Consider the following 15,910-nt stretch of genomic DNA (forward strand, 5'->3'; position numbering starts at 1 on the left):
AAGAAAAATGCGACGAATGCAGGCTGAATCGCCCAGACCGGAAGGGAAGGGCGCGCTACGGTCACTCCGGAGGCCTGTCAGGCTTTGGAGAGAACAGGGCGTCTGCGGCAAGTCTGTGTGCCGCTGCCTTTTCCATGTGAGTACGGGTGCGGAGGATCTCCGCTTCAAGCTGCGCGATGCGAATTTCCAGCTCGTCCTGCGAATAGCTGTCCAGGCTTTCGCTGGTGAGGCGGCTGGCAAGGTCGCCGCGTGTCCGGGGGCGATCGTCGTCGTCCATCTTGCTGTGACAATCTTGGGTGCGTCCGGCTTGCTGTCAATGGGTGGGGCGGCTACTCACGCGGCGAAACGATGCGAAATCCACAGGCGGGCAGGGGGTTTGACCGCTTGGAGCTTCGTTTTTGTCGCAACAGGGGGAAATTGATGCTGCCGGACACGATGACTGCCATCGTTTGTGAAGGACACGGAGGGCCCGAGGTTCTCGTGCCGAAAGAGATGCCGGTCCCATCACCCGCAGCCGGTCAGGTCCTGATCAAGGTCGCGCACGCGGGCGTAAACCGCCCCGACGTTATGCAGCGCATGGGCCTCTATCCGCCGCCGCCGGGCGCGCCCGAGATTCCGGGCCTGGAAATCGCTGGCGAAGTTGTCGCGGTGGGTGAGGGCGTCGATGCGGGCATGATTGGTTCTCGCCAGTGCGCGCTTGTCGTCGGTGGCGGCTATGCCGAATATTGCCTCGCGATGGCGAGCCACTGCCTGCCGGTGCCCGATGGCGTGCCGCTGGCCGAAGCGGCGGCCTTGCCCGAAACGGTCTTCACTGTCTGGCACAATGTCTTCGAGCGCGGTTTCGCCGATGAAGGCGACTGGCTGCTGGTCCACGGCGGAACCAGCGGGATCGGGACGACTGCGATTTCGCTAGCAAAGCTGTTCGGCATTCGCACGATCGTCACATGCGGCAGCGCGGACAAGTGCGAGGCTGCGCTACGCCACGGCGCGACTCATGCGATCGACTACAAAACGCAGGATTTCGTCGAGGAAGTGGCCCGTATCACCGGCGGGCGAGGGGTCGATGTCGTGCTCGACATGATCTCGGGCGATTACGTCGCGAAGAACATCGCCTGCATGGCCGACGATGGCCGTCACGTCACGATCGCGGTGATGGGCGGGGTCAAGGCGACGATCCCGATGCACAAGGTCATGACCAAGCGCCTGACGCTGACCGGATCGACACTTCGCCCACGTTCGAACGACTTCAAGACCGCCGTAGCCGACGAGATTCGTGCCAATGCCTGGCCTTTCGTTGCCAGCGGACAGCTGCGCCCGGTGATGGACCAGTCCTTCCCGCTGCGCGAGGCAAGCTCCGCACATGCGCGCATGGATGGCGGCGAGCATATCGGCAAGATCGTGCTCGATGTCTGACCGGCTCGTCCTCCATGAGGATCCGATCAGCGGCAATTGCTACAAGATCAGGCTGACCGCGGCGCTTGTCGGGATACCGATCGAACGGCGGGCCTACGACATCACTAAAGGTGAGACTCGCACACCGGAGTTTCTCGCCGAAGTGAATGCGAACGGGCGCATTCCCGTGCTTCAGGTGGGGGACCGATTCCTGCCCGAAAGCAATGCGGCCTGTTTCTACCTCGCCGAAGGATCCTCCTTCATCCCGAAGGACAGGTTCGCCCGGGCCGACATGCTGCGCTGGATGTTCTTCGAGCAGTACAATCACGAACCCAACGTAGCGACGCTGCGCTTCTGGCTGACGGTCGTGGGCGAGGGGGCTCTCGATCCCGTGCAGACAGCGGCGATTCCCGCCAAGCGGGCAGGGGGCGAGGCGGCGCTCGCGCTGATGGACGGCGAATTGGCGCAGCGGGACTGGCTGGTAAGCGACGGGCCGACGCTCGCCGATCTGATCCTCTATCCCTATACCCACGTCGCGGGCGAGGCGGGGTTCGACCTTTCGCGCTATCCGGCGGTTCAGCGGTGGCTTTCGCGGATAGAGGCGCTGCCCGGATATGTCCCGATGGCGGGCTGAAACCACGTGAATCCGTGGCAGGCCCCTATCCGGCCTTGCCGAAAGCGACGCCTTGGCCTAAATGCGACAGCGCAAGCGGCCGCTCCGGTAAGGGGCGGCCCTTATCGTATTTACCGCCCGGCTCCTTATCCAAACGATCGACCGGGCCCCTTTTTCGAGAGGTTTTTAGCGTGAGCCAGAATCAAGCCACTCCGCTGATGCCGCACGCCACGGCAAGCTGGCTGGTCGACAACACCGGCCTGACTTTCGAGCAGATTGCCGAATTCTGCGGCCTCCACATCCTCGAGGTCCAGGCCATGGCCGACGATCTTGCAGGTGCCAAGTACACTGGCCGCGATCCCGTCCGCTCGGGCGAACTGACGCATGACGAGATCGAGAAGGGCCAGGCCGACTCGACCTACAAGCTGAAGATCCAGAAGGTGCCGGTACAGATCCAGCGCACCAAGGGTCCGCGCTACACCCCGGTGTCGAAGCGCCAGGACAAGCCCGACGGCATCGCGTGGATCCTGCGGAACCACCCCGAGATGTCGGACGCGCAGATCGGCAAGCTGATCGGCACGACCCGCAACACCATCGGTGCGATTCGCGAACGTAGCCACTGGAACATCCAGAACATCAACCCGAAGGACCCGGTTACGCTGGGCCTGTGCTCGCAGCGCGAACTCGATGCTGCAGTTGCCAAGGCCGCGAAGAAGGCCGGTATCGAGGCTGACGCCGTGCCGGATTCGAAGCTGGTCGATGACAAGCAGGCCCTCATCGACGAACTGAAGAAGGAGCGCGAAGACGCCGCCCGCGCAGCCGTCGAAGCCGCTCAGGAAGCCGAAGCAGAGGCGTGGCTTGCCGCTCGCCGCGCCGAAGGCATCCCCGAGGAATAAAAATTTCCGAAGTTCGCCGCAGCGTCTGACGCTACGGCATCTGCGACAAGCCCGGCCCGCCAATTGTGCGGTGCCGGGCTTTTTGCTGCGCTTGCGAGGCTGCTACCTTGCGGAATTCTGCGGAAAAGCGCAAAATAGCTGACATGAATGTCAATAAAAAAGTGGAGAGGACCTTGAACGCAGAATGGCCCGGTATGGACCGCGAAGAGGCCCTTGCTCATTATCGTCACCCGATCGCATGGGACAGCGAGTTCGAACCGCTGACCGTTCCGCAATTGCTGGAACGCGGCGCGCATCTGGCCGGCACGCGCAAGATCGTCGATTTCTATGGTCGGCGCACCAGCTACATCGACATGCTGGCGCAAGCGAAGAAAGTCGCCGCCGCCCTGCAGCGCGCGGGCATAGGCAAGGGCGACCGTGTCGGTCTCTTCCTGCCCAACGTGCCGGTCTATGTCGCGGCCTATTACGGAATCGCGATGGCTGGGGCGACCGTGGTCAACTTCTCGCCGCTCTACACGGTCGAGGAACTGGCCCAACAGGTCGAGGATTCGGGCGCGAAGCTACTCTTCACTATCGATTCCGCCGCTCTCTTGCCCACGGCGCTCAAAGTGCTGGATTGCTCCTCGCTCGAAGGGCTGATCGTCGAGAGCCTTGCCGATATGCTCCCGCGCCTGAAATCGGCGCTGATCCGTATTGTCGGGCGCAAACAGCTTGCCGCAATCCCAACGAACGACAAGCGCGTGCGGACTTACGTGGACTTCATCGCGGGATGCACAGAGCCGAAGCCGGTCGAGATCGATCCGAACGACGTTGTCCTGCTGCAATATACCGGCGGTACGACCGGCACGCCGAAGGGCGCTATGCTGACGCACCAGAACATCACGGTGAACGCGCGCCAGACCTTGCGGGTCGACCGCCACCGGGGCGAGCGCGACATCATGATCGGCGTCCTGCCGATGTTCCATATCTTTGCGAACATTGTGGTCCTGAACCGCACCGTGCTCGATGGCGGCATGATTGTCATGTTGCCGCGCTTCGACGCGCGCCAGACTCTTAAAGCCCAAAACCGGGTGAGGGCGACCTCAATGCCAGGCGTGCCGACGATGTTTCAGGCTTTGCTGGACCATCCCGACGTGGCGAAGACCGACTTCGATTCGCTTCTGGTCTGCATTTCGGGCGGCGCACCGTTGCCCCTGCCGCTGAAGCGCAAGTTCGAGGCGCGGACCGGCGCGCATATCGTCGAAGGCTATGGCCTCACCGAATCTGGCATCGTTTCGACCAATCCCTTCGGCAATCTCGACTTTGAAAAACCGGGCACGATCGGTCAGCCGCTACCGGGTACCGAGATCCGCTTGCTCGACAAGGCTGACCCGACCCGCCTTGCACCTGATGGCGAGCCGGGCGAACTGGCGATCCGAGGTCCGCAGACGATGGTGGGATACTGGAGCCGGTCGAACGACGACGGCGTCTTTGCCGACGGATTCCTGCGCACCGGCGACGTTGCCACGATCGATGAGGACGGCTTCGTCACCATCGTTGACCGCATCAAGGACATGATCAGCGTCGGCGGCTTCAAGGTCTTCCCGAGCCGGATTGAGGAAGTCGTGATGGAGCGTAAGGGCATCCACGAAGCGCTCGTCATCGGTGTGCCCGACGACTACCTCGGCGAACGGCCCAAGCTCTACGTTACACTGGAAGAGGGTAGCGAGGACGATGCGGATTCGCTCTGCACGTGGGTGAACCGCCACGTCGGCAAGCACGAGCGTGTGGTCGCGGTAGAGATCCGCGACGAACTGCCCAAGACGATGATCGGCAAGCTGGACCGCAAGGCCCTGCGCGCCGAGGTCGCGGAACAGGCAAAGGAAAAGGTGGCGGAACCGGCGGCCTGAGCCCCGGTCCGCGCCACCTTTTCAAATAGTCAGATCAGTTTGCGAGGCTGAGGACGGGCTCGTCGCTTTTCGAAGCGGCGGCACCCTTGGCCGGACGCTGTGCGAACTTGCCTTCGACAGCCGCGCCCTGTTCGATCGTCAGCGTGTCGTAGAAAACATCGCCGGTGATCTTCGCGCTGCGCAGGATGACCAGCGTCTTGGCATTGATCGAACCCTCGACCGTCCCGGCCAGACGAGCCGAATCCGCCTCGATCGCGCCGTTGATCACGCTCTGCTCACCCTGGACGAGCGTGCCACACGTGATGTCGCCGTCGATGCTGCCATCGATGTGGAGGTCGTCAGTGGCGTTGATGTCGCCCTTGATCTTGATGTCCGGTCCGAAGACCGAGAAAGTCGAGCTGTTGCTGGCCACGTGATTAACCGTTCTTTGCGGGCGCTGCTCCGCCACCTTGTTTTGCTTCGAGAACACGTTTTGCTCCGGAAAGGCTGGCGCCCTTTTCGAGAATGGGACGCGGATTGACCGCGCGATTGTTGATGCGCACTTCGAAGTGGAGGTGCGGACCCGTCGAACGGCCGGTCGATCCAATACGGCCGATGACGTCGCCCGCCTTTACCGCTTCGCCGACCTTGGCGTCAAACTTGGACATGTGGGCATAGCGGGTCATCATGCCGTTGCCGTGGCGGATTTCCACGACTTTACCGTATCCGCCCTTCCAGCCGACATAGCTGACCTTGCCCTTGGCAGCGGCGTGGATCGGCGTGCCGACCGGACCGCGGAAATCAAGACCCTTATGCATCGCGGCGTGACCGTTGAACGGGTCGCGGCGATAGCCGAACGGCGAGGAGATCATGTCCTTGGCCGCCGGAAGCACGTTGCGAATGCCTTCGAGGCCGCGTTCCAGCGCGCTCATGCGTGCAAGCGACTGGCCCAGCTTTTCAAAGCGCGGGTCGAGGCTGTTGTTGCCGCTGGTGAAGGCTTCGAACGGACCACCAATCGCGGCCGGACGGGCCGTGCGCACGATCGATGCCGGGTCGAGGCCGAGGCGGCGGATTTCGCTGGCGGCCTGTTCTGCACGCTTGTCGGCAAGGCGGGTGAGGCCTTCGACAAAGGCGAGCTGGCGCGCTTCGAGGCGGGCGAGGGCCGAAGCTTCGGGAAGGGCGGCGCTGACCTTTTCGATCGTGGCCTGCGTTTCGTCGGTGCTGTCCTGAACGCCGGCAACGCCGCTGGTGGGAAGCTGGCCGAGGTGGCTTTCGACCATGTCGTCGATGAAGTCCTGACGGCGGACCAGATCGTCGGCAACGGCGTCGATGTCTTCGCGGTAGGCGGCGACGCGGCTTTCCGCGGTGGCAACCTTGGCTTCGCGGCTGGCAAGCTCGACAGCGTTCTGGTGGGTGAGCCACTCGTTCACGAGGGCGGTGGCCATCGTTCCGGTCCAGACGACCGTCAGGGCCGCGATGGCGGCGGCGCACCGTTTCTGGAATTTCCCGCTAATGCGGACGAACCGTACCTGACCTTGCGAACGCATGATGAATTCGCGATCCGGAAACCAGTTCTGCAGGCGGGTGGCAAGCCCGCTGGCAACCTGTGTCACAACAAAGACCCCGTAGTCCCTTGCAGTTCCGCTGGGGGTGCGAAACTTTCCCGTCGACGCAAGGGCTAACAGGGCCAAGGTTAACGTCGAGTTCCCGAATCTGACTTTCAGATGAACCGTTGGACGGACGGGATGAGTTGAGCCGGTATCGTGCATAAAGTCACAAGCACTCGGGAACGCTCTCAAATTTCAGGCGTTTGGTCGCATTGCGCCGGAGGCGCTGACAGGGGTGTCAGTAGAATCATGGCGCGTGCCGGAACGTCCGCAGGCCTTTGCCGTTGCGTTGATGAAGCCGGCAAACCCGCACTCTCCCGTGGGAAAATCCCTGACAGAACGCCCCCAAAGATGATAGGTGCGCCTATATGAACACACAGACCGAACTCGCCCCCGAAAAAACCCAAACCGACGTCGAGACGATGATTGCCGGCCTTGCAGCCGATGCCCGTTCGGCACAGCGCAAGCTTGCGCAGATGAGCGATGCCGAGAAGGCAAAGGCACTTCACCTTGCCGCGCAGGCCCTGCGCGATGCCGCCCCGACGATCCTTGCCGAAAACGCAAAGGATGTTGCCGCAGGTGAGGAGCGGGGGCTTTCGGGTGCGATGCTCGACCGCCTGCGCCTCGACGAAGCGCGCCTTTCGGGCATCGCCGATGCCGTCGACCAGGTGGCCGATCTTTCCGACCCTGTCGGCGAGGTCATCGATTCCAGCGAGCGGCCCAACGGCCTCAAACTTTCGCGCGTGCGCGTTCCGATCGGTGTCATCGGCATCATCTACGAAAGCCGCCCGAATGTGACTGCCGACGCCGCAGTTCTTTGCGTACGCGCCGGCAATGCCGCGATCCTGCGAGGCGGTAGCGAGGCCGTGCATTCCAACCACGCCATCCTGGCTGCCCTGTCGAAAGGCCTCGCTGAAGGCGGGATTCCCGAAAAGGCCGTCCAGCTGGTCCCGACGCAGGACCGTGCCGCTGTCGGCGCCCTGCTGCGCGCAACCGGCGCAGTCGACATGATCGTCCCGCGCGGCGGCAAGTCGCTGGTCGCCCGCGTGCAGGACGAAGCCCGCGTGCCGGTTCTCGCCCACCTCGACGGCATTTGCCACACCTACATCCACTCGGCCGCCGACAAGGACATGGCCGAGGAAGTCGCCGTAAACGCCAAGATGCGCCGCACCGGCATTTGCGGCGCGATGGAAACGCTGCTGGTCGATGCTTCGTATCCCGAGGCTTCGGCGCTTGTCGGCAAGCTGCTCGACGCGGGCTGCGAACTACGCGGCGATGGTCGGGCACAGTCGCTCGACAAGCGGGTTCTGCCCGCGACAGACGAGGACTGGGACACCGAATATCTCGAAGCCGTGGCCTCGGTCGCGGTCGTCGACGGCATCGATGCCGCGCTCTCGCACATTGCCGAGCATTCCTCGGGCCATACCGACGTGATCGTGACCTCTGACGCCGGAGCCGAGGAGACTTTCCTCAATTCGGTCGATTCCGCGATCGTCATGGCCAATGCCTCCAGCCAGTTCGCAGATGGCGGCGAATTCGGGCTCGGTGCGGAAATCGGCATTGCCACGGGCCGCATCCATGCTCGCGGCCCGGTCGCGCTGGAAGGGCTGACGACATACAAGTGGCAGGTGCGCGGAACGGGCCAGACCCGTCCGTAACCTGTCGGGACACCGGGTTTGAGCGCGCCAATCTACACCGGCCTTCTGGGCGGGAGCTTCAATCCAGCCCATGGCGGCCACCGGCGCATCACGCTTTTCGCGAAGGATGCGCTGGCGCTGGACGAGGTCTGGTGGCTGGTGTCGCCGGGCAATCCGCTCAAGCCCAAAAAGGGCATGGCGCCCTTGAACGCGCGGGTCGCATCGGCGCGTAAACAGGCCCGCCGCGCCCCGATCCGCGTCACCGCGATCGAGCGCGAACTGGGCACCGTATTCACTGCCGACACGTTGGAAGCGATCGTAAGGCGTTATCCGCAAAGGCGTTTTATCTGGCTGATGGGGTCCGACAACCTCGCCCAGTTCCACCGCTGGAAGGATTGGCGGAGGATAGCGCGAACCATGCCGATTGCGGTGATCGCGCGTCCGGGATATGATGCCCATGCCGTGACAAGCCCTGCCACGGCCTGGCTAAGGCGCTTCCGGGTGCCTTTGTCCAGATTACGCAACCGGGGAAGTTGGAGCGCACCGGCACTGGTGTTCCTGGCATTCGATCCCGATCCGCGCTCGGCCACGGCCCGGCGCAATGCTATGCCCGACTGGGCAGGGGCCTTTTCTGCTTCAAGACCGCGCGATGCGGTAACGCGGAAGGTTCTGTCGGGGCCGACGCATGGGGACCTGGCTTGATCGCCGCGCACCCTGTGTTCGTTTCATCACAGTCCGGTTGCAATACGCCTGCATGGTGCGGGCACCCGGCGGTTTGCGCCGCAGGGAATTGAAGGCAGAAGACGAGGAGCCTACATAACACCCATGAACCAGGCCCAAGCCATGCCGGAGCAGACCGGCTTCAACACCCCCGGATCGGGCATTGCAGACATCGATGCCGAGCCGGGTTCCCTGCACGAACTGGTCCTCCAGTCGCTTGACGACGATCAGGCGCAGGACATCGTCTCCATCGACCTTGCGGGTAAGAGCTCGATCGCGGACCAGATGGTCATCGCGAGCGGCCGCTCCAGCCGTCAGGTTGCCGCGATCGCGCAGAAACTTGCCGAACGCGTGAAGGCAGGCGGTTTCGGATCGGTACGCATCGAAGGCCTTCCGGCCGCCGACTGGGTGCTGATCGATGCGGGCGACGTGCTCGTCCACATCTTCCGCCCCGAAGTGCGCACGTTCTACAACCTGGAACGCATGTGGGGCTTTGGCGAGGGCGGCAACGCCTGAGCTGAACCGCGGATCCTCGTCCCCGCGATCGGGATAACCGGCCGGGGCGCTGGACGCGAATTGTGCGACCGGTGTAACAGGCCCTCATGCGCCTGCACGTCATCGCTCGCGGAAAGATCGGCCGCTCGGCAGAGGCTGAGCTGGTCCAGCGCTATGCCAAGCGCGTGACCTGGCCGATGAAGTGGACCGAGCTGCCCGATACCGGCGGCACGGTGCCCGCTCCGCTGACGCCTGCAAAACAGGTCCTGCTGGATGAGCGGGGCAAGCAGATGTCGTCCGAAGATTTTGCAAAATTGCTGGAACGCTGGCGCGACGATGGCGTGCGCGAGGCGCGGTTCCTGATCGGTGCTGCCGATGGGCACGGCGATGCCGCGCGCGAGGAAGCCGACGTCCTGCTGGGGTTCGGACCGATGACGTGGCCACACCTGATGGTCCGCGCGATGCTGGCCGAACAGCTATGGCGGGCGACCAGCATCCTTGCCGGTCACCCTTATCACCGGGCCGGATAGATGCGCCTGCGCCTTGCCATCCTTACGCTCGCCCTGTTGCCCGCTGCAGCTGGCGCGGTGACGAGCGCGGAAGACCGGCTGCGCGAAGTCGAGGCGGCAAGGGCGGAGGCGCAGCGCAAGGCGGCGGAGTTTTCGGATCAGGCCCGCCTGATCGAGGATCGCGGGCTGAAGGCCGAAGCGCGGGCGAGGGCGCTTTCCGCCGAAGTGGCAGAGGCGCAGAACCGGCTGGAGGCTGCGCAACTGCGCGCCGAGGCTTCGGAAAACCGGCTTGCCGTGCTGCGCGACGAACTCGCCATCAAGCGCGCGCCGCTTTCGCGCATGATGGCAGGGCTTCAGCGGCTGGCGCAGCGGCCCACGCTTCTGCTGGTGATGCGTCCGTCCTCGACCCGTGATTTTGTACGGATGCGATCGATGGTCGCAGGGATGCAGCCGCAGATTGCGGCGCACACAAAGGAATTGCGCGGCGATCTGGCCGAGGCGCGTGACCTTGCCGCAACCGCGCGGCGCGCTCGCGAAGAAGGCGAACAGGCGAGGGCGGACCTCAGCGAACGTCGCGCAGAGCTTCAGGCGATGGGTATCGAGGACCGGATGACGGCCGAAAAGCTGGCTGATGCCGCGAACGAGGCACGGCGCGAGGCGACCTTGCGCGGCGCGCAGGTCCGGTCGATCGGTGCGCTCGTCGCGCAGGAACAGCAGGGCGAGCGCACGCTTGCCGCGCTATCGGCGCTTCCTGCCCCGACATTGCTCGCCTCCACCACGGCCACCAAGACCGATCCAAACGCGCCGCGTCTACCGGTTCGCGGCGACATTCTTGCAGGTTTCGGCGAACGCGACGCCGCAGGCGGGCGCAGCAGCGGCATGACCATAGCCCCGCGCGGCGGTGCGCCGGTCGTGGCGCCGCTGGCGGGCGAAGTCGCCTTTGCCGGGCCATTTCGCGGCTATGGCACTGTCGTCATCCTGCGCCATGGCGACGGCAAGCTCAGCCTGCTGGCTGGGCTCGACCGCACCGTTGTCGCCATTGGCACCAAGGTCAGGCGCGGCGAGACGGTGGGAAGCGCCCCTGACGAAGAGCCGCGCATCCTTTACGAACTGCGGCAGGGAAGGCGGACGATCCATCCCTTGCTGGCACGCTGAAACGCGCTGAAAACCTGCCATCTGGCGTTAAGCCTTCATGCGCTATACATTTGTTCGCGACCCGTGGCGGCCACCCATGCCGCGCGACAAGAAGGATCAAGTTACCCATGGCCATTCGCCTCGCGCCGTTCCTGCGCTCTGCGGCTCTCGTGACCGCACTTGCCATGCTGCCCGCCACGACTGCCGGTCTTGCCGCCGTCGATGCCCGCAGCGCTCCGGAATTCGGCAAGTTGATGGTGATCTACCAGCGGGTGAAGGCGAATTACGTCGACCAGGTCGACGACGAAAAGCTGCTGCGCGGCGCGATCGACGGCATGCTGTCGAGCCTCGACCCGCATTCGGGCTATCTCGATGCCACCGCATTCGAAAGCCTGCGCACCCAGACCGACGGTAACTACGGCGGGCTCGGCCTTTCGGTCACCATGGAAGACGGCGTGGTCAAGGTCATCGCGCCGACCAAGGGCACTCCTGCCGAAAATGCGGGTATCAAGGCGGGCGATTATATCACGCACCTCGACGGCAAGCTGATCTACGGTGGTACTTTAGACGAAGCCGTCGACCAGATGCGTGGGCGCCCGGGTACCGACATCAAGCTCACCATCTATCGTGCGGGGCGTGACGAACCGTTCGATGTGGACGTGACGCGCGCGATCATCGAACTGACCCCGGTCGAATGGGAAGTCGATGGCGACATGGGCGTGATTACCGTGTCCTCGTTCAGCGCGAACGTCGGCCGCGACGTCGAGCGGGCGATGAACGGCATCCGCACGAAACTGGGCAAGATGCCCGAAGGCGTCGTGATCGACCTGCGCTCCAACCCCGGCGGCCTGCTGGACGAGGCGGTCGCCATGTCCGACCTGTTCCTCGACAAGGGCCAGATCGTGTCCCAGCGCGGCCGCTTCGCGCGCGACAACGAAAGCTATGTCGCCCGCACCGGCGATATCGCCCGCGGTATTCCGCTGGTCGTGCTGATCGATTCCGGCTCGGCCTCGGCCTCCGAAATCGTTGCCGGCGCGCTGCAGGATCATCACCGCGCGCTCGTCATGGGTCAGCGCAGCTTCGGCAAGGGCAGCGTCCAGACGCTGGTTCCGCTCACCAACGACAGCGCGCTGAAGCTGACGACGGCGCGGTATTATACGCCGTCGGGCAAGTCGGTGCAGGAAGGCGGGATCGAACCCGATATCGCCGTGCCGCAGCTTTCCGATCCCGATGCCCGCGCCCGCGCCGAACGCGCGATCCGCGAATCCGACCTTCGCGGCCACCTGATCAACGAGCTTCAGGTCGAGGACCAGGAACTGGAAAAGGACCTGATCGACGATCCGCGCTTTCAGATTTCGGCAGAGGAGCTGGAGCAGCAAGGGATCGAGGACTTCCAGCTGCATTATGCGCTCGATACGCTGCGTAATACGCGGCTGGCGCAGAAGCACATTGGTGCGGCAAAGCCCTGATCTGACCTGAATTCACCGGACTGACGATGACCGCCGACTTCAAGATCGCGCGCCTGCTCGCGCTGCTCATCCCCGCCGCTTTGCTCGGAGGGGCCTATATTTCGCAGTACGTATTCGGACTCTACCCATGCGAAATGTGCTGGTGGCAGCGTTGGCCGCACTTTGCCGCCGTCGCCATCGCGCTGCTGGCATTCGTCGTCCCGGGCGATGCCGCAAAGGTCTGGCTGGTGCGGCTGGCCGCGATAGCCGTCCTCATCTCGGGCCTCATCGGCGCGTTCCATGCGGGCGTTGAATATGGCTGGTGGGAAGGGTTTACCCAGTGCGCTTCGCTCGAAATCGCCGAGGGGCAGAGCGCGCTCGACGCGATCATGGGCGCCCCAACGGTGCGGTGCGACGAAGTGCAGTGGTCGCTTTTCGGTATCTCGCTTGCAGGCTGGAACTTCCTGATTTCGGGCATTGGCGCTATCGTCGTCCTCGTTCTCTCGGCACGGACAGGCCGGTCGGGCGTTGGTAGGGCATGACGATGACCGAAGCGGAAAAGCAGCAGCGGATCGAATCGATGATCCGCGTCGACCAGGCCGGCGAATATGGCGCAACGCGCATCTACGCGGGCCAGCTTGCCGTGATGGGCGACCGCGCACCGGGGGCCGGCGAAATTGCCGCGATGGCGCAGCAGGAAGCCGACCACCGCGCTCGTTTCGACGCCCTGATGGCTGAACGCGGCGTGCGGCCCACGTTGCTTCAGCCGATCTGGGACAAGGCCGGCTTCGCGCTTGGCGCCGTCACCGCGCTGATCGGTCCCGAAGCGGCGATGGCCTGCACGGCCGCGATCGAGACCGAGATCGAACGACACTACACACAGCAGCTCGACGAACTGGGCGAGGAAGACCCCGAGCTTTCCGCGATGGTCACCGAATTCCGCGATGACGAGCGTGAGCATCACGACGCCGCGATCGACGCCGGTGCCGAACGCGCACCGGTCTATGGCCTGATGTCAGGCGCGATCCGCCTCGGTTGCCGCGTTGCCATCGGACTTTCCAAACGCATCTGATTTCACCCGAATGCCCGCCCTTCACCTGTCATTCAGCGCGAAGGGCACTTATATTGAAGACCGGCAGACAGACCTCGCGCTTTAAGGAGGCGCATAGACCGATGACCCGCACGCTGATCGCTACCCTTGCCATCGCCACCGCCGGGATCGGCCTTGCCAGCCCCGCCGCTGCGCAGGACGCAGAGACCGCCGTGAACTCGGTTATCGTCTATGGCGATCAGGCCTGCCCCGAACCGACGGCTGACGAAATCGTCGTCTGCGTGCGTCAGGAAGATCCCTATCGCATTCCCAAGCCCCTTCGGCAGAGCGAGAGCAAGCAGAACGAAGCCTGGGCCGAGCGTGTTGCAGCCAACCGCGATGTCGGCTCCACCGGCGTCGGGTCGTGCACCGTAATCGGGCCCGAGGGTCAGACCGGCTGTACCGCAGCGATCATCGAACAGGCTTATGCCGAAAAGGCAAACGGCTCTGACGTGCGCATGGGCCAGCTTGTCGCAGAAGCGCGCGCTGCCCGCCTTGCCGAGATCGACGAGGATGCAGCCGCCGAACAGGCCCGTGTCGAAGCGATCGAGGCCGAGTACGAAGCCCGCCGCAAGGCGCAGGAAGCCGCCGCCGTCGAGGACGAGCCGCTTCCGGAAATCGTTGCCGAATAAGCGGTTGAGCGCCGCGGCCTAGATGCCGCGGTATTTCCTGAACCAGTCGACGAAGGCGGGAACGCCTGTGTCCACTGAAGTTGTCGGGGCATAACCAAGATCGCGGCTGATCGCCGTGATGTCGGCATAAGTGCGCGGTACGTCGCCGGGCTGCATCGGTTTCATCTCCAGCTCTGCCTTGCGACCGCAGGCATCTTCCAGCAGGCCGATGACGTGCATCAGCTGTTCGGGCTTGTTGTTGCCGATGTTGTAGATCGCGTGCGCCGCAGTGCTGCCACCGGGCTTTTTCTGGCCGTCATGCTGGGGGGCATGGTCAAGCGAGGCGACCACGCCGGCGATGATGTCATCGATGTAAGTGAAGTCGCGGTACATATCGCCGTTGTTGAATACGGGCACCGGCTTTCCGGCGAGGATGCGGTCGGTAAAGATCCACATCATCATGTCAGGCCGCCCCCACGGGCCATAGACGGTGAAGAACCGCAGCCCCGTCATCGGCAGCTTGTAGAGATGGGCGTAAGTCTCGCTCATCAACTCGTCCGCCTTTTTCGTCGCGGCGTAGAGCGAGACGGGATGGTCTACCCTGTCGTCCACGTCGAACGGCACTTTCTCGTTCCCGCCATAGACCGAGGACGAGCTGGCATAGACCATGTGCTCAACCCCGCGTTCCCGCGCGAGTTCGAGCATGTTCACATGGCCGACGAGGTTCGACTGGGCATAGGCGTGCGGGTTTTCGAGCGAATAGCGAACACCCGCCTGCGCACCCAGGTGCGCTATCCGGTCGATCTTCTCGCCCTCCAGCGCGCTGCGCAGCTTTGCCATATCGGCGAATTCCAGCTCGATGAAGCGGAAGCGGTCGCCCGTTCCTTGGCAGATGTCGGTCAGCCGGTCGCGTTTCAGCGCGACGTCGTAATAGTCGTTGAGGTTGTCGACCCCGACGACCCGCTCACCCCTTGCCAGCAAGGCCTTTGCCAGCGCTGCGCCGATGAACCCGGCGACTCCGGTGACGAGCGTGGTCGTCATCGTCCCTGCCCCGTCAGGACAGCGCGATGTCGGGGGCGTCTTCCTGCTTCATGCCGACGACGTGATAGCCGCAGTCGACGTGATGCGTCTCGCCCGTCACGCCCGAGGACAGGTCCGACAGGAGATAAAGCGCCGAGCCGCCGACATCGTCGATCGTGACGTTGCGGCGCATCGGGGCGTTCAGTTCGTTCCACTTCAGGATATAGCGGAAATCGCCGATGCCGCTTGCGGCCAGCGTCTTGATCGGGCCGGCCGAAATGCCGTTCACGCGGATGTTGGCGGGGCCAAGATCGTTGGCAAGGTACATGACGCTGGTTTCCAGCGCAGCCTTGGCAACGCCCATGACGTTGTAGTGCGGCACGACCTTTTCCGCGCCGTAATAGGTCAGCGTCACGATCGAACCACCGTCGGTCATCAGCGGGGCGGCACGCTTGGTCACCGCGACAAGGCTGTAGGCGGAAATGTTCATCGTCATCAGGAAGTTGTCGAGGCTGGTGTCGACGTACTTCCCGCGCAGTTCGTTCTTGTCGGAAAAGCCGATGGCGTGGACGATGAAGTCGATCTTCGGCCAGCGCGCGGCCAGCGTTTCGAACGCGGTGTCGAGCGCGTCCATGTCGGAAACGTCGCATTCCAGCAGGAAATCGCTGCCCAGGCTTTCCGCCAGCGGCTTCACGCGCTTGGCCAGCGCCTCGCCCTGATAGGAAAAGGCCAGTTCCGCGCCCTGTGCGCGAAGTGCCTTTGCGATGCCCCAAGCCAGCGACTTGTCGTTGGCGAGCCCCATGATCAGCCCGCGCTTGCCCTGCATCAGGGTTCCGGTGGGAAGAGCGTTTTCGTCCATGCCTGTTATCT

The 15,910-nt window shown here is 63.8% G+C and carries 18 protein-coding genes; 13 read left to right on the top strand and 5 right to left on the bottom strand.

Annotated features, from left to right (window positions below; all coding sequences use genetic code 11):
* Positions 1–61: 61 nt before the first annotated feature.
* On the bottom strand, positions 62–277 hold the full coding sequence (locus tag KIH45_RS08825; RefSeq protein WP_213175634.1) for a DUF1192 domain-containing protein: 216 nt from the start codon (positions 275–277) through the stop codon (positions 62–64).
* Between the two features lie 158 nt (positions 278–435).
* On the opposite strand from KIH45_RS08825, the gene KIH45_RS08830 reads away from it, so the two are divergent.
* The 4 genes from KIH45_RS08830 to KIH45_RS08845 all read left to right on the top strand — a co-directional run bounded on the left by KIH45_RS08830 (position 436) and on the right by KIH45_RS08845 (position 4,790).
* On the top strand, positions 436–1,413 hold the full coding sequence (locus KIH45_RS08830; RefSeq protein WP_337925437.1) for an NAD(P)H-quinone oxidoreductase: 978 nt from the start codon (positions 436–438) through the stop codon (positions 1,411–1,413).
* On the top strand, positions 1,406–2,026 hold the full coding sequence (locus KIH45_RS08835) for a glutathione S-transferase family protein (RefSeq protein ID WP_213175636.1): 621 nt from the start codon (positions 1,406–1,408) through the stop codon (positions 2,024–2,026). Before KIH45_RS08830 ends, KIH45_RS08835 begins: the two co-directional genes overlap by 8 nt.
* Positions 2,027–2,223: 197 nt before the next feature.
* Entirely contained in the window at positions 2,224–2,901 is a 678-nt protein-coding gene (locus KIH45_RS08840; RefSeq protein ID WP_213175743.1) for a DUF1013 domain-containing protein, read from the top strand.
* Between the two features lie 194 nt (positions 2,902–3,095).
* On the top strand, positions 3,096–4,790 hold the full coding sequence (locus KIH45_RS08845) for an AMP-binding protein (RefSeq protein ID WP_213175744.1): 1,695 nt from the start codon (positions 3,096–3,098) through the stop codon (positions 4,788–4,790).
* A 34-nt stretch (positions 4,791–4,824) separates the two neighbouring features.
* Here the strand turns inward: KIH45_RS08845 and KIH45_RS08850 are convergent, their stop codons facing one another.
* Both KIH45_RS08850 and KIH45_RS08855 read right to left on the bottom strand, forming a co-directional pair.
* The gene (locus KIH45_RS08850; protein WP_213175637.1) at positions 4,825–5,202 is read right to left on the bottom strand and encodes a bactofilin family protein; all 378 of its coding nucleotides are present in this window, start codon (positions 5,200–5,202) and stop codon (positions 4,825–4,827) included.
* A gap of 4 nt (positions 5,203–5,206) precedes the next feature.
* Complete coding sequence (locus KIH45_RS08855) at positions 5,207–6,382, bottom strand: M23 family metallopeptidase (RefSeq protein WP_337925438.1); 1,176 nt, start codon at positions 6,380–6,382, stop codon at positions 5,207–5,209.
* A gap of 362 nt (positions 6,383–6,744) precedes the next feature.
* Here KIH45_RS08855 and KIH45_RS08860 point away from each other — a divergent pair, with 362 nt between their 5' ends.
* From KIH45_RS08860 to KIH45_RS08900, 9 genes are all read left to right on the top strand, one after another.
* Complete coding sequence (locus KIH45_RS08860) at positions 6,745–8,034, top strand: glutamate-5-semialdehyde dehydrogenase (RefSeq protein WP_213175638.1); 1,290 nt, start codon at positions 6,745–6,747, stop codon at positions 8,032–8,034.
* 18 nt (positions 8,035–8,052) lie between these two features.
* Complete coding sequence (locus KIH45_RS08865; RefSeq protein ID WP_213175639.1) at positions 8,053–8,715, top strand: nicotinate-nucleotide adenylyltransferase; 663 nt, start codon at positions 8,053–8,055, stop codon at positions 8,713–8,715.
* A gap of 123 nt (positions 8,716–8,838) precedes the next feature.
* Positions 8,839–9,249, top strand: a complete 411-nt coding sequence (gene rsfS / locus KIH45_RS08870) for a ribosome silencing factor (RefSeq protein WP_213175640.1) — start codon at positions 8,839–8,841, stop codon at positions 9,247–9,249.
* A gap of 86 nt (positions 9,250–9,335) precedes the next feature.
* A complete protein-coding gene (locus tag KIH45_RS08875) occupies positions 9,336–9,758 on the top strand; it encodes a 23S rRNA (pseudouridine(1915)-N(3))-methyltransferase RlmH (protein ID WP_213175641.1) in 423 nt (140 codons plus the stop codon).
* Positions 9,759–10,892 (top strand): murein hydrolase activator EnvC family protein, encoded by a 1,134-nt coding sequence (locus tag KIH45_RS08880; RefSeq protein WP_213175642.1) that lies wholly within the window; start codon positions 9,759–9,761, stop codon positions 10,890–10,892.
* A 107-nt stretch (positions 10,893–10,999) separates the two neighbouring features.
* Positions 11,000–12,340, top strand: a complete 1,341-nt coding sequence (locus KIH45_RS08885) for a S41 family peptidase (RefSeq protein ID WP_213175643.1) — start codon at positions 11,000–11,002, stop codon at positions 12,338–12,340.
* Between the two features lie 26 nt (positions 12,341–12,366).
* Positions 12,367–12,861 (top strand): disulfide bond formation protein B, encoded by a 495-nt coding sequence (locus tag KIH45_RS08890; RefSeq protein ID WP_213175644.1) that lies wholly within the window; start codon positions 12,367–12,369, stop codon positions 12,859–12,861.
* A 2-nt stretch (positions 12,862–12,863) separates the two neighbouring features.
* The gene (locus KIH45_RS08895) at positions 12,864–13,391 is read left to right on the top strand and encodes a demethoxyubiquinone hydroxylase family protein (protein ID WP_213175746.1); all 528 of its coding nucleotides are present in this window, start codon (positions 12,864–12,866) and stop codon (positions 13,389–13,391) included.
* A gap of 101 nt (positions 13,392–13,492) precedes the next feature.
* On the top strand, positions 13,493–14,041 hold the full coding sequence (locus KIH45_RS08900; RefSeq protein ID WP_213175645.1) for a hypothetical protein: 549 nt from the start codon (positions 13,493–13,495) through the stop codon (positions 14,039–14,041).
* Between the two features lie 18 nt (positions 14,042–14,059).
* On the opposite strand, the gene KIH45_RS08905 is transcribed toward KIH45_RS08900, so the two are convergent.
* Together KIH45_RS08905 and fabI are read right to left on the bottom strand one after the other, a co-directional pair.
* Positions 14,060–15,061, bottom strand: a complete 1,002-nt coding sequence (locus KIH45_RS08905; protein WP_213175646.1) for a GDP-mannose 4,6-dehydratase — start codon at positions 15,059–15,061, stop codon at positions 14,060–14,062.
* A 13-nt stretch (positions 15,062–15,074) separates the two neighbouring features.
* On the bottom strand, positions 15,075–15,899 hold the full coding sequence (gene fabI / locus KIH45_RS08910) for an enoyl-ACP reductase FabI (protein ID WP_225899776.1): 825 nt from the start codon (positions 15,897–15,899) through the stop codon (positions 15,075–15,077).
* Positions 15,900–15,910 lie beyond the last annotated feature (11 nt).

Origin of the sequence: Croceicoccus gelatinilyticus, from assembly GCF_018398395.1 — a bacterium.
GTDB lineage: Bacteria > Pseudomonadota > Alphaproteobacteria > Sphingomonadales > Sphingomonadaceae > Croceicoccus > Croceicoccus gelatinilyticus.